The sequence below is a fragment of the uncultured Megasphaera sp. genome, assembly GCF_900539295.1.
Classification (GTDB): domain Bacteria; phylum Bacillota; class Negativicutes; order Veillonellales; family Megasphaeraceae; genus Megasphaera.
In genome coordinates, this window is sequence record NZ_UQBH01000004.1 from 15,265 (window position 1) to 28,492 (window position 13,228).

General features: G+C 52.2%; 15 protein-coding genes and 1 riboswitch. Of the genes, 7 read left to right on the plus strand and 8 right to left on the minus strand.

Annotated features, from left to right (window positions below; translation table 11 throughout):
• Positions 1–16 precede the first annotated feature (16 nt).
• The 3 genes from QZQ46_RS01990 to QZQ46_RS02000 all read right to left on the minus strand — a co-directional run bounded on the left by QZQ46_RS01990 (position 17) and on the right by QZQ46_RS02000 (position 3,043).
• Positions 17–889: a transporter substrate-binding domain-containing protein gene (locus QZQ46_RS01990; protein WP_296826312.1), complete on the minus strand. Its 873-nt coding sequence runs from the start codon at positions 887–889 to the stop codon at positions 17–19.
• Between the two features lie 20 nt (positions 890–909).
• Positions 910–1,902 carry a uroporphyrinogen decarboxylase family protein gene (locus QZQ46_RS01995; RefSeq protein WP_296826314.1) on the minus strand — a complete coding sequence of 331 codons (993 nt, stop codon included), beginning with the start codon at positions 1,900–1,902 and terminating at the stop codon, positions 910–912.
• 370 nt (positions 1,903–2,272) lie between these two features.
• Positions 2,273–3,043 carry an SDR family NAD(P)-dependent oxidoreductase gene (locus QZQ46_RS02000; RefSeq protein ID WP_296826316.1) on the minus strand — a complete coding sequence of 257 codons (771 nt, stop codon included), beginning with the start codon at positions 3,041–3,043 and terminating at the stop codon, positions 2,273–2,275.
• Between the two features lie 202 nt (positions 3,044–3,245).
• Between QZQ46_RS02000 and QZQ46_RS02005 the strand changes: the two genes are divergently transcribed.
• The 3 genes from QZQ46_RS02005 to QZQ46_RS02015 all read left to right on the plus strand — a co-directional run bounded on the left by QZQ46_RS02005 (position 3,246) and on the right by QZQ46_RS02015 (position 6,503).
• Positions 3,246–4,595, plus strand: coding sequence for an MFS transporter (locus QZQ46_RS02005; RefSeq protein ID WP_296826318.1), 1,350 nt, complete (start codon positions 3,246–3,248; stop codon positions 4,593–4,595).
• Positions 4,596–4,607: 12 nt separating this feature from the next.
• Positions 4,608–5,036 carry a hypothetical protein gene (locus tag QZQ46_RS02010; RefSeq protein ID WP_044502885.1) on the plus strand — a complete coding sequence of 143 codons (429 nt, stop codon included), beginning with the start codon at positions 4,608–4,610 and terminating at the stop codon, positions 5,034–5,036.
• A 66-nt stretch (positions 5,037–5,102) separates the two neighbouring features.
• Entirely contained in the window at positions 5,103–6,503 is a 1,401-nt protein-coding gene (locus QZQ46_RS02015; protein ID WP_296826320.1) for an FAD-binding oxidoreductase, read from the plus strand.
• Between the two features lie 73 nt (positions 6,504–6,576).
• On the opposite strand, the gene QZQ46_RS02020 is transcribed toward QZQ46_RS02015, so the two are convergent.
• Entirely contained in the window at positions 6,577–7,716 is a 1,140-nt protein-coding gene (locus tag QZQ46_RS02020; protein WP_296826322.1) for an MFS transporter, read from the minus strand.
• 277 nt (positions 7,717–7,993) lie between these two features.
• A riboswitch (SAM riboswitch) is annotated at positions 7,994–8,093 on the plus strand.
• A gap of 85 nt (positions 8,094–8,178) precedes the next feature.
• Here QZQ46_RS02020 and QZQ46_RS02025 point away from each other — a divergent pair.
• The 3 genes from QZQ46_RS02025 (at position 8,179) to QZQ46_RS02035 (ending at position 10,463) form a co-directional block, all read left to right on the plus strand.
• A complete protein-coding gene (locus QZQ46_RS02025) occupies positions 8,179–9,003 on the plus strand; it encodes a MetQ/NlpA family ABC transporter substrate-binding protein (protein WP_296826324.1) in 825 nt (274 codons plus the stop codon).
• 139 nt (positions 9,004–9,142) lie between these two features.
• Complete coding sequence (locus tag QZQ46_RS02030) at positions 9,143–9,811, plus strand: 3'-5' exonuclease (RefSeq protein WP_296826326.1); 669 nt, start codon at positions 9,143–9,145, stop codon at positions 9,809–9,811.
• Positions 9,812–9,860: 49 nt separating this feature from the next.
• Positions 9,861–10,463: a hypothetical protein gene (locus QZQ46_RS02035; protein WP_296826328.1), complete on the plus strand. Its 603-nt coding sequence runs from the start codon at positions 9,861–9,863 to the stop codon at positions 10,461–10,463.
• A gap of 20 nt (positions 10,464–10,483) precedes the next feature.
• Here the strand turns inward: QZQ46_RS02035 and QZQ46_RS02040 are convergent, their stop codons facing one another.
• Together QZQ46_RS02040 and QZQ46_RS02045 are read right to left on the minus strand one after the other, a co-directional pair.
• The gene (locus tag QZQ46_RS02040) at positions 10,484–11,002 is read right to left on the minus strand and encodes a Gx transporter family protein (protein WP_296826330.1); all 519 of its coding nucleotides are present in this window, start codon (positions 11,000–11,002) and stop codon (positions 10,484–10,486) included.
• Positions 11,003–11,010: 8 nt separating this feature from the next.
• Positions 11,011–11,409 (minus strand): NusG domain II-containing protein, encoded by a 399-nt coding sequence (locus tag QZQ46_RS02045; RefSeq protein WP_296826332.1) that lies wholly within the window; start codon positions 11,407–11,409, stop codon positions 11,011–11,013.
• A 34-nt stretch (positions 11,410–11,443) separates the two neighbouring features.
• Between QZQ46_RS02045 and QZQ46_RS02050 the strand changes: the two genes are divergently transcribed.
• Complete coding sequence (locus QZQ46_RS02050; protein ID WP_296826334.1) at positions 11,444–12,094, plus strand: tetratricopeptide repeat protein; 651 nt, start codon at positions 11,444–11,446, stop codon at positions 12,092–12,094.
• Here the strand turns inward: QZQ46_RS02050 and gmhA are convergent, their stop codons facing one another.
• A complete protein-coding gene (gmhA, locus tag QZQ46_RS02055; RefSeq protein WP_296826336.1) occupies positions 12,095–12,652 on the minus strand; it encodes a D-sedoheptulose 7-phosphate isomerase in 558 nt (185 codons plus the stop codon).
• 8 nt (positions 12,653–12,660) lie between these two features.
• A complete protein-coding gene (locus QZQ46_RS02060; protein WP_296826338.1) occupies positions 12,661–13,227 on the minus strand; it encodes a carbonic anhydrase in 567 nt (188 codons plus the stop codon).
• Position 13,228 lies beyond the last annotated feature (1 nt).

The window sequence follows — 13,228 nt, forward strand, 5'->3', positions numbered from 1 at the left end:
ACGTCCTCCTTCGCCTTTACTGAGTAATATAGTTCGACAAGCTTTCACCGAAGTATTTCTGTTCCAGTTCGGCGATCTTGCCTTCCTTGCGCAGTTCGTCGATAGCCTGGTCGACCTGGTCAGCCAACTGCTGTTCCTTCTTGTTGAACAAGGGGTAAGTCGGAATGCCTTTATAGCGGATATAGGTCAGGCTGTCGTTAAACTTATGGTACGGCGCATCGTCTTTGACGATGTTGTTCTTATAGCTCAACTCAACTTCGAGGTAGCCGTCATAGCGGCCTTCCATGACCCAGCTGTAAGCGTCGGCAATCTGGAAAGCTTCCGACGACTGGAGCTTGATCTGCTGATTCGGATGTTCCTGGTTGTAGGTATCGATGACCATGTAGCGGGCATCCTGCGGCGCAATGGGAACGAGCTTGCCGCTGTACTTGGCAAAGGAATCCATATCATGAATCTTGTCAGCATCGGCTTTGCGGATGACTAAGCCGATAACGCTGGCACCGATGTAGTTTTTCGGGAAGATATATTTCTTTTCCCGAGCAGCCGTTTTCCAAATGCCCTTGGTACCGATGGTGTATTTGCCCGATTCGACGCCGATGAGAAGGTCATCGTCGGAAGTCGGTGTAAATTTCCAGGTGTACTGAGGCAGTTTCTTGGCTACTTCCTGCATGACGGCAACTTCAAAGCCGTCGGGCTCGCCCCTGTCATTTACGAAGTCATAGGGCACATAGTAATTGGTAAAGGCTACGTTGACGACCTTTTTCTGGCCGTCTCCGCCGCCGGCGGCAGAATCGCTTTGTTTACCGCAGCCTGCCAAAACAGCTGCGACGACACCGACTAATGCTGCCGTCAAGACGGCTTTTCCTAACTTCTTCATGGTAAACTTCATTTTCATCTTCCTCTCTCTGCCTATCGGGCAGCCTCACGAACCCACTCAAAATGTTTCCAATCAATATCACGCGGAACGGTGCAGTCTGCGCCGAGAAGGACTCCCTGCCGACCGGCTTCTGCCAAGATCCGCTTCGTTTCGGCTTGAATTTCTTCTTTCGAGCCGTTATACAACAATTCAGAGTCTAAGTTTCCAAAGCCGCCTAAAGCCGTCCGATTGTTCAGGATTTTCCGACCTTCCGGAATGGAAACGCCTTCTACGACAACGGCCCAGTTTACGGCCTTTACATCATAATCTTTATAGAAGGAAAGATCATTGCGGTGGCCTGCATAACCGCAGATGTGGAGGATATTATAGTCGCTGACGCTGTTGGCAGCAGCTAAGATTTCCTTTTCCCCCGGTTCCAGCACTTCTTTATACAGTTCCGGCGAAATGCCCAGTAAATTCTGAAGGCTGAAGTAAATGCCGGTAACACCGCCTTCGGTAATCAGGCGTTTAGCAAGTTTAGCCAAATCATGGGAAATGACGTCCAGCCCCTGGCGCACGGCTTTGGGGTCTTCCTTGACGGCATTGGCCAGGAAGGCTTCGCTGGCATCGAGGTCGGCCTGCATGAACTTAACCGTCGTACCGGCACAGAACACGTTGAAGAACATAGCCAATTCGTCGCCATAGCGTTCGGTAAGGCGTTTGGCATAGTCAATCTGCTGGGTAAACCACTTGTCGTCATCGGCTAAGGGCTTTATATTTTTAAAATCAGCTGCCGTCTTGAGGTTCATGGCCGTTTCATTTTCATACGGGAAAAATCCGTCAGTCATGATTTTAACGAAGTCCGGTTTCGCTTCGTCGATATAGCGTGTCTGGCCGGCAAAGACTTTTTCCATCAATTCCGGATGTTCAAAGGAGTTGGCATGAATTTCATCGTCTAAAAAATGAAACCAAAATCCGGAAGGTACGCGTTCAACTTGTTTTCCATCCATAGCCGCTAAGACTAATTCCTTTTTGCTTTGTGTCATTATAAATCCCCCTGCGCTTCAATATCCAATTAATCAGAAAACCATACAAAAAAAGCCGCCCATCTCCACAACAGAGACGGCGGACCGCGGTTCCACTCTGAATTGCAGCCTGCAGCTGCCACTCGAAACCGGTAACGTCGGTAATACGGGATGACATACTCAATTCCTTCATCCTGCTCCCAAATGCATTCCACCATATTCCAAGGCCGAACGGGCTTTCAGCCGGTGACCCGTCTTCTCTGTTGTCTCATCCTATGTGTACTTGTTTTGGTCATTGCATTTCTCAATGTCTACAACAATAGTACACTTTAAAACATACCTTGTCAAGTATAGTTTCAAAAAAGATTTTTTATTTTTCGTAAAAAATAGATCAGTCACCGTAGGAGTAACCCGGGTTCAAGGTCACGTTGCGTCCGCCCGATACCTCCAGGACAGCGGCATTCATATACGACGCCTGCCGACTGGCTAAAAAGACGATGGGACCGGCGATTTCTTCCGGACTGGCCGGACGGCGGAGCAGGCATTCTTTGACCTGCTTCTGAAGTTCACCTTCGTCGATAGTCGCTGCCACTAAGGGGGTCAAGGTGAATCCCGGCATGATAGCCAGAACGCGGATTCCCTTAGCGGCCACTTCACCGGCCAGGGTATTGGTGTAGTTGACGACGGCAGCCTTCATGGCCCCGTAGAGCGTCGCCCGCCCGGAGGTCGCACAGCGGGCGGCCAGGGACGATACGTTAATGATGACACCGCCCTGCTTTTCTAAAAAAGGAATCGCTGCCTGGCTGCCCATGACGACGGACTTAAAGTTGACCGCGTAGTGAGCGTCTATTTCAGACGGCGTATACCAATCGCCCTGACGGACAAAGGAGGCGCCGACATTGTTGACCCACACGTCGATACGGCCAAAATGAGCATAGACCTGATGGGCAAAGGCAGAAACATCGGCTTCATCGGTCATATCAGCCTGACAGGCAAAGACAGCCTCTCCCAGTGTTTTTACGGCTTCATCGAGAAGTTCCCGACACCGGCCGCAGACGGCTACCGATGCGCCTTCCGCTAAAAAAGTTTTGGCAGCCGCAAGGCCGATGCCGGCCGTCCCGCCGGTAATGACGACGACCTTGCCGCCAAGTCCTAAATCCATAGAAAACAACCTCCTTTATCGGTAATTTTTCTTTTACTATACCATAAATCTCCAAATTCTACATCTCTTATAGCTGGAAAAATTCATTTTTCAAGAAGACAGTCCCCGTGTTAGAAAATTGCAAATTTTTAATAATTCATTCACCCTGCCCGCATATACTGGTATAATGTAGCTATGACAGTGACATTAGTGAGGTGCAGTGATGACGACAGAAAAGCGTATTTTTTATTCGATTTGCCTGGTAAGTTTCGTCGGCCCTTTTCTGTCTACGTCGATCAACATCGCCATTCCGGTCATGGCCGATCAATTCAGCACGACGCCGGACCGCATGAGCTGGGTCGTCACCTTGTTTTTGATGACGACGGCGGCCTTTCTCCTTCCCTTGGGAAAGGTATCCGACGTCCACGGCCGGCGGCGGACGTACTCTGCGTCCTTAGTGATTCTGGCATTGTCGTCGGCAGCAGCGGCCTTTGCTCAAACCCTGCCGCTTCTCATCGGCCTCAGGGCCTTTCAAGGCATCGCCCTGGCCGGCATCTATGTATCATACATGCCGCTCCTCTTGGCGACGACAGACGAATCCCGCCACGGCCATATTCTCGGCCAGGCCGTCGCCTTGACCTATCTCGGCCTCTCATTGGGCCCGGTCATCGGCGGTGCCCTGACAGAATTCATCGGCTGGCGCTGCATCTTTCTCTTGGCAGCAGCCCTGGTCCTCCTTTCATACCTTTTCATCCGTCCTGTCCGACAAGAATGGTATGAAAACGGGGCTCCTTTCGTCAATGCTGTCAGTTCCGTCTTGTCCGTCAGTGCCATTCTCTGCACCTTATACGGCCTGTCATCCTTTTCAGACAACAGTTCGTTCTTTTACGCCGGCCTCGTCCTTTCGGTCATCTTCGTCCTTCACGAAGGGCGGTCCTTTCATCCGCTCCTTCCCCTCTACTTATTCCGAAGCCTGACCTTTTCCATGTCCAACCTGGCCGCCCTCATCCAGTACAGTGCGACCTATGCCGTGTCCTTTCTCCTGTCCCTCTACCTGCAGGTCATCCTCGGCCTCACACCGGCCGTCTCAGGAGCTGTCTTATTGATTCAGCCCTTGGTCATGGCTGTCTTGTCGCCGCGAGCCGGCGATTTATCCGACAAATACGGACCGCGGGGCATTGCCTCCCTCGGCCTGTTCCTGACCGCACCGGGACTTCTGGCCTTTGCCGTCCTCCCCGACCTCTCCGTCGGCCAAGGGGCACTGTGCCTGGCTGTCATCGGCATGGGAGCCGCCTTGTTTGGAGCACCTAACAACAGCGCCATCATGGGCTCTGTCAAAAAGATGCATCACGGCATCGCCTCGAGTGTGTTGGCCCTGTCGCGCAACTTAGGCCAAGCCTTCAGCATGGCAGCCGTCACCTTTATCATGACGGCTGAAACGGAACAGGCCGCAGCCTACAAAGACGGCGTCTTAAGCGCCTTTCACATCTCTTTTCTCCTGTTGTCTGTCCTTTGCCTTTTCGCCGCAGCGGCTTCACTAGCCCGCGGCAGTTCCCTTCCCAAACACCGTTAGGAGGTATTTTCTATGAAAAAACAAGTTATCGCAGCTGTAACCATCGCATCCCTGCTCGGTTTTGCCGGCGGCACCGCCGTCCAGGCCTTCAACCTCGGCTCTATTTTAAAAGTCGGCGGCATCACCGTTTTGGTATCCAAATACGGCGACTCCATCAACGATTTTCTCAATAAGCTGCTCATGAAGAACGGCGTCGGCACGGATTACGCGACGAAAGTCGTCCCCATCGTCAGTGTCGGCACGGGCAAATACATCGGTGCCGTCCAGGTCGTCGGACCGACGGCTCAGGTCGATAAAGTAAAGGCCGTCGCCCAACTCGAAGCTTCCTTTAACGGCATCGCCCGTGCCAATGCCCTGATCCCGATTGAATCGACGGACGTCAGCAATCTGAGCCGCGTCCAGGGCGTCGGCGTCTCGGCAACGATCGACTTTAAATTCTAAAAACCTTCCCTAAGGACGGATGGCGTGGTAGAATAAGACAACACAATTTAAAGGAGGTTTCCTCTTGTGAAAGAATATCAGCCTATTACGCCTGAAATCATTGAAAAATTAAAGGCCATCACCGGCCCGACATATGTTAAGACCGACCGTGACCTGCTCCTGCAGTACCAGACGGACTACGAAACGAATCCGGCCATGTTCCACGTTCCGGACGCCGCCGTCCTGCCGGCCAACGCCCAAGAAATCTCGGACATCGTGAAACTTGCCAATGAGTACGACTTTCCCATTACCGTCCGCAGCGGCGGCACGAGTCTTGCCGACGGAGCCATTCCGGTCTGCGGAGGCCTTGTCCTTTGCATGGACCGCCTCAATAAAATCATCGAACTGAACGAAGACGGCATGTACATGACCGTCGAAGCCGGCGTCCGTACCATCGACTTGCAGAACGAAGCAAAAAAAGTCGGCCTCATGTATGCCGGCGACCCGTCGAGCGCTGAAAGCAGCCTCATCGGCGGTAATCTGGCAACCAATGCCGGCGGCCTCCGCGCCGTCCGCTACGGCGTCACCCGCGACCAGGTCTACTGCCTGGAAGTCGTCACACCGACAGGGGACATCGTCGAATGCGGCCGCATCCTCAAAAAGAGCTCGACCGGCTACGATTTGGAACAGCTCATCATCGGCAGTGAAGGGACCTTGGGCATCATTACCAAGGTGACGGTAAAGCTCATTCCCCTGCCGCCGTACCGCTTCGATGTCCTGGCCGTCTACACCGACCCGCGCAAAGCCCTGCACATGGTTCCCAAGCTGATGAAGGCCGGTATCGACCCGACCAGCGTCGAATACATGGACAACTCTTACGTCCGCGGCTGTGCCGATTACTGCCATTACAAGGACATGCCCCATTACGACGACGGCATTTACGTCATCATCACCGTCGAAACCTTCCAGGAAGACGAATTGGACACCAAGATGGACAAAGTCTGCACGATCTGCGAAGAATCGGGTGCCGTAAACGTTCTCGAAGCCGACGACCGCATTTGGAACATGCGCCGCAACTGCCAGACCTCAGTCGAACTGCAGAGCAAGGTATTCCTGACCGACGACGTCGTCGTTCCGGTTCATAAGATTGCCGGAACGATTGAAAAGATCATGGACATCGGTCAAAATTATCCCTTTGAAGTCAAAATCAATGCCCACATCGGTGACGGTAACCTGCACATCGTCCTCTGCAAGATGGATATGAGCGACGAAGAGTGGGACAAAAACGTCGAAGAATTCCATCAGCAAGTATACGCCTATGCCTACAGTGTCGGCGGCCGCCTGGCCGGCGAACACGGTATCGGCGCTAAAAAGCTGAAATACATGGAACAGTTCACACCCAAAGGCGAACTAACCATCATGAAGACCATCAAACGCGCCCTCGACCCGAAGGGTATCTTAAATCCGGGAAAAGTCATCGACGCATAAAAAACTACGGCCTTATGAGAGATTACTCATAAGGCCGTAATTTTTTGTGCCCCGATTGTTCCGGCGGCAGCGATTATTCTTTTACGATTTTCAAGGAAATGGCTGCCATGACGACTAAGAGGACCGTGACCAGGCTGAATGACGCGTACAGCGAATAGGTCCGGCCGATAAAGCCAAGGAGAGCCGGCGCCAGGAGGATGCCGGCGTAGCCGATGGTACTGACCGACGAAACGGCGTCAGAAATAGGCATGACCTTCTGCCGACCTAAGAGAGAATAGAAAATAGGGACCGTATTGGCCGTACCGAGGCCGATCAAAATGAAGGACAGGAAGAGCAGCCAGCCTTCGCTGATCGTCAAGAGTCCGATAAATCCAAAAAAGGCAACGGGCAGGGACAGGGCAAGAAGGCGCCGCGGTCCCCAATGCATGGTCAGCGTATCCCCTGCCAGACGAGTAATGAAGGACGAAGCCGTAAATAAGGTCAGCCCCAAGCCCGACCGGGAGATATCGATGCCCTTTTCAAGGGTCATGAAGACGCCGCTCCAGTCATCGATGGCCCCTTCGACGAGAAAAGCGATCATACAAATAAGACCGATGACGGCGATCTGGCCCTTAGGCCGTATGAAGTACGGCCGTTTCTGAGCCGCTTGGCGTTCATTATGCAAGTGAGGCCCGAAAAAGAAAACACAGGCCATGATGACGGCCGAACTGGCAAAGGCCACACCCTGCCAGGGCAGATGGAATTGGAGGAGGAAGGCAAAAAAGGCGGCGCCCATAAAATTCCCCAAGGACCACATGGCCTGCAGGCCGGACATGATGCGCGTACGAACTTTGCGTTCGATAAAAATACCGTTGATATTGACGACGACATCCATGAGACCCAAAGAGGCACCGAGACAAACGGCCGTAAAAACCGCCAGTCCATAGATTGGCATATAGCACAAGAGATTCAAAAAGGCAGCGATGCACAGGCCGGCGATAGTCAAGGAACGACGGCAGCCGAGGCGGGCCGCAATGGTACCGGCCATCATCATCATGATCAAGGCCCCGAGGCCGATTCCCAGCAAGAGAAAGCCCAAGTGGTCAGCCGGTATTGCCAGGTGTCGTTTTAAGAAAGGAATGAGCGACGCCCAGGTCGTAAAGCCGAAACCGCCGATAAAGTAAAAGGCTTTTGCCGAATAAATCTGCCAATGTAAATCCCGTTCAAACTGCATGTTTTATCACCTCGAAGCTATGTGCGCAAAAAAAGCCGGATAAAAAACCACAACAGACCTGACTGCCCTTACATCGACCTGCAAATATACGGACTTGCAGGACCTCCGGACAATGGCTGCTGCGACATCTTATCCAGCCTGATACAATACGGGTATAAAGCCCTCCGATGAGTAGGTTCATTATACCATGAGAACAAAAAATTCTCAAGAAAGGCAAAAAAGGACTTGACAGTGTATTCTCTCAATGGTACTATATACACCATCAACAACACATTGTCTTTCATCAAGAGCAGCCGAGGGAATGGCCCGATGACGCTGCGGCAACCCCCAATCGGGATAGGTGCCAAGTCCAGCGGTATATTACCGGCAGATGAACCAATCGCAATCCGAGCCGTCATCTGTATGACGGCTTTTCTTTTTGAGCGACAACTTCCATTTACTTTCAGAAAGGATATGATTGACATGAAAATAACTGTAAAAAAAGTCTTCGCTGCCCTTCTCATTGCCACGGCCTGCCTGGCCGTCGCCGGCTGCGGATCCTCAAACGACTCCGCGTCCTCCGGTGACAAAAAAGAAATCAAAGTCGGCGTCACCGCCGGTCCCCATGCAGAAGTCATGGAAGAAGTCGCCAAAGAAGCTGCTAAACAAGGCCTCGACATCAAAGTCGTCGAATTCAATGACTACGTCCAGCCCAACAAGGCTCTGGCCGACGGAGACCTCGATATGAACTCCATGCAGCATCAGCCCTATCTCGACAACGTCGTAAAAAAACAGGGCTTAAAACTCGTATCCATCGGCAAGACGATTATCCTGCCCATGGCCGTTTACTCTCATAAATATAAAGACCTCAAAGACGTCGCCGACGGCGCTAAGGTAACGATTCCGAACGACCCGACCAACGGCGCCCGGGCCCTGCTCCTGCTCCAGCAGGCCGGTCTCATCACCTTGAAGAACGGCAACTCCGTAGACGCTTCGGTAACGGATATTACGGCCAACCCGAAAAATCTCCAGTTCGTCGAACTCGATGCCGCTCAGATTCCCCGTTCCCTCGATGATACGGATCTGGCCTGCGTCAACACCAACTACGCCATCCCGGCCGGTCTGAACCCGCAGAAGGATTCCCTCCTCGTCGAATCGAAGGATTCTCCGTATGCCAACGTCCTCGTCGTTCGCCAAGGCGATGAAAACAACGAAACCTATAAAAAGGTCCTCGCGATCTACCAGTCCGCCCCGATTAAACAGTTCATTGAAGACCACTTCCAAGGAACGATTCTCCCGGCCTTCTAATCGAAGACAGAAAGAAAAGCCTTTCTTTTCTTGAAAAAATCGGCTGTAACAAGGCCTCGTGCACAATATCTGATGCACGAGGCCTTTTTCTTATGGTATAATTAAAATTATCATCATGAATCAGAAAGGAGCCTGACATATGAAAGCAGTATTCGTCGACTTCGAGATGAATCCTATCGGGCGCGATCAAAAAGAAGCGCGCCGCACGTGTAAAGGGGAAATCATCGAAATCGGTGCAGTCAAGATAGACGAAGAAGGCAATGAAATCGCGGCGTATAAAGAATACGTAATGCCGGAATACACGACGGCCATGAATCAGACTTGCCAGGAGTTGACAGGCATTACCATGGAAATGTTAAGAGGAAAGCCTCATTTCCGCCAGGCCTTCGAGCACTTTCTCGACTGGTGCAACGAAGGCTGTCCCAATGACTATGAGATGTACGCCTGGAGCGAAAATGACTGGCGTCAGCTCGACAGTGAACTCCGTTTAAAAGGCGTTGACTCCAAAGAAGACGAGCGCGTCCGCTGGATGCTCGGTCACTGGCAGAATTTCCAACAGATTTACTGCAATTTACTCGGTCTGGACAACGTCATCTCCCTCGACAAAGCGGTCAGCACCTTGGGAGAAACCTTTGACGGCCAAATGCACGACGCCTTGTGGGATGCCCGCAACACTTCAAAACTATATGTATTATCCAAGAAGAGTGACGAATTCCGCAGCATCATGCAGCCCATTATCGACGCGACGAAAGTGACCGGCCCCCTGACCTTTTCACTGGCCGATGCCTTTCGCGAAGCCCGTAAATGATCGTCCCTAAAGGCCTTTTCACCATCATCTTCCCTCTGCGAGGTACGATATGATTCACAAGCCAATCCGATTTCTGATTCTGACGGTACTGCTGCCCATATTGGCCCTTACCTTGACAGCCTGCTATACCATCACGCTAAAAGAAAAACGAGTTGAAGGCATGGGCTCAGCTATTTCCATAAAATTACCGGGCAATCTGCAAAGCTTCGACGTCCCCATTCCCGTCGCCCCGGCCGCCAAGCCTTACTATGAAGGCAGCCGCCTCTATGGCGAGAACGACGCCGGCCTTTACATCGCCGTTTACACCAACCGCGTCGACGTCCGAAACATGGCCGATGACCTGCAGCTCAAGGAAAGCGAGGCCATCCGGCAGAACTTGAATGGGACCGTTGAAACCACATCGAAGGCCGTCTTAGCCCAGCTCGGCGTTTCCGACGTCTCCATCAGCCGCAAGGATACGACCTTCCAGGGTCTGCCTGCGGTCTCTCAAAACTTAACGTTTACTTACGAAAAAAAATCCATGCAGGGCCGCCTGCTTGGGTTTTCTGACGGGCCCGTGACATGGATTGTCGTCGTCGCCTGCGATGGCAGTAAGGAAGATAAGGTGAAATTAGCCGACCAAGTCATGGACTCGATCACCTTGCAGCCCTGACATCACCGCATGATATGGAATTATTCCTGCAGTCTTTTATAGACAGGCAGTTTTTTCAAATGGCGAAGGGTAAACACCGACGTAAGGCCGATGAGGAGCCCTGTCCCGGCACCGGCTACGGACAGAATCGGCAGGTAGAGCATGATCTTAAGATTGGCCACGACCAGAGAGGCGACGATGACCTGTCCCAAGTTGTGGAAAATACCGCCGGCCATGCTGACGCCGAGGATGGAAAATTTTCCCGATGCCTTGAGAATGACCATGCTGCCCAGGCTCAAAGCAGCACCGGCAACACTGTAAAAGAAGGCATTGACGCCACCGCCAAAGGCCGCTGCCAGAAGGACGCGGACGAAGAGAATAAGGCAGACATCCCGTTTTCGCGGCAGGGCATAGAGGGCGATGACCGTAATCAAGTTGGCCAAGCCAAGCTTTGCCCCCGGTGCAATAAAGGGTACGGGCAGCATGCCTTCAACGATATATAAGACTAAGGATTGAGCGATAAACAGGCTCAACATGATGATGCGAAATGTTTTTTTCATGAGCACCTCTAATGAGCCGGAATGACATCCGGTTCACTTCCTCCGGCAGATTTGACTTCAATGAGCAGCTTATGAGGCAGGCAGACGACGGTAGCGCCGGGCCGGCTGACAAAGCCTTCACTGATGCAGATCTTATCCGGGCAGTCCGCTTCGACGATGCCGATGGTATCATCTTTGACGACGACCAGATTATAGCCATCATCGGTTCTAATAGGAATTACATCAGTTCCCTGATGACCTGATAAGGGGACTTCTTTATAGACTTTTCCGTCAACTTGGATGACCGCATACGTATCGTGAACGGCCGCATCATTTCCGGTCAGATAGAAGATGCCCTCCGGAATAAAGGATAAGGCGAGGAGGACGGCGACAAGAAGAACATCCCATTTTTTTATAATATGTTTCATATGTTTTCCAGACTGACGAATAGGAGAAATAACGATGAATAAAAAATACGCAGTAATCCTGCTCCTAGCCGCAGCCGCCGTGTGGACCAGCGGGTGCAGCCCCCAGACGCTATCGTCGCAGCAGGCAAAACCCATACAGGCCACGAAAGCCCCTTCTGCTCCGGCCATCAAGACCGATTCCAAGGCCGCCAGCGATGAAGGGCTGAAAAAATATCAGGCTGGAGACTATGACAAAGCAATTGAATACTTCGACAAAGCCATCGACCTCGATGCTGACAACTACCAGGCCCTCAGCAACAAAGGCATCACCTTAGCCATGCGCGGCAATGGGACCGGGAATAAAAAAGACGTTGAACAGGGCATTACCCTCATCGAGCAAGCCCTGCAGTTAGCGCCAAAGGATATGGCCTCCTTCTATAATCTGGCCCTGGCCTATAAAATAGACGGCCAGTACGATAAGGCCATTACGTATTTTAAAAATGTCATCGCCGCAGATCCGGGCAACACCTGGAGTTATTACGGCATCGCCACGATTTACGGCGACCTTGGAAAAGCTGACGAAGCCCTGCCTTATCTGAAGCAGGCCATCGACCTTGGCGGCGAAGCCGTAAAGGAAGCCGCCCGGACACAGAGCCATTTCGATAAGATCAGAGACAACAAGCAGTTCCAGAGCGTCGTCAGTTAATTACATATCTTCTTCAGCAATTTCACAAAGAATATGGCCGATCATGATATGCATTTCCTGAGCCCGTGCCGTTACCTTCGCGGGAATAGCCAGGCAGATGTCGCAGGCATCTTTCATCTTGCCGCCGCCGTAAGCGGTCATGCCGATGACCGTAAGCCCTTTTGCATGGGCTTCTTCGATGGCTTCCAAAACGTTTCGGCTGTTGCCGGACGTCGAAATACCGACCAAGATATCGCCTTTTTCGCCAAGGGCATGGACCTGACGGCGAAACACCGTATCGAAGCCGTAGTCATTGCCGACGGCCGTCAGGATCGACGTGTCGACGGTCAGGGCGATAGCCGGAAAGGCCGGCCGTTCTTTCTGAAAACGACCGACGATTTCAGCAGCCAGGTGCTGCGAATCGGCGGCGCTGCCGCCATTGCCGCAAAAGAGGATTTTGTGGCCTGAAGCCAGGGCATCTTTAATGAGAGCCCCGGCTTTTTCTATATCAGGAATTAATTCCTTCGTCGCTTCTAAGACAGCGGCGTGTTCTTTCATGCGTTCTGTTACTAAACTCATAAGACCTCCTATTTCCGGTCTTCTCCATCGTCGACGACGCGGATTTCTCCGGTATGGGGATGGATGACCATTCCATAAATGGTAAGGGATTTCGGTAAGTAGGGATTTGCCCGCAGGCGGCGTACGGTATCGCAGACCGACGTATCGACATCGGTAACGGGATCGGCCCACTGCTGAAGTTTCGGTCGGATGGCCGCAATGGCAGCTTCGTCGACCCCTTCTTCGACCATGTGGCTGCACAGGCTGTCCGCCGTCGTGTGCAGCATGCCGCAGTCATCATGACCCATGACGACGATTTCGTGGACATGCAGTTCGTAGACGGCGACCATCAGGCTGCCGATGACGCTGTCGAAGTCTTCAAAGGCCGTATTACCGGCAACTTTTATGATTTTGGCATCGCCCCGGGCAAGGCCCATGGCCGGTTCCAGGAAATTCAAAAGGCGTGTGTCCATGCAGGTCAACACAGCCAGATGGCGGCGCGGATATTTGCTGACGTCGTCGAAACCGCCTTGTGACAAGGACTGTTTAACGAAATTTTCATTAGTTTTAAGAATCTGACGAATCAACTCACTCATC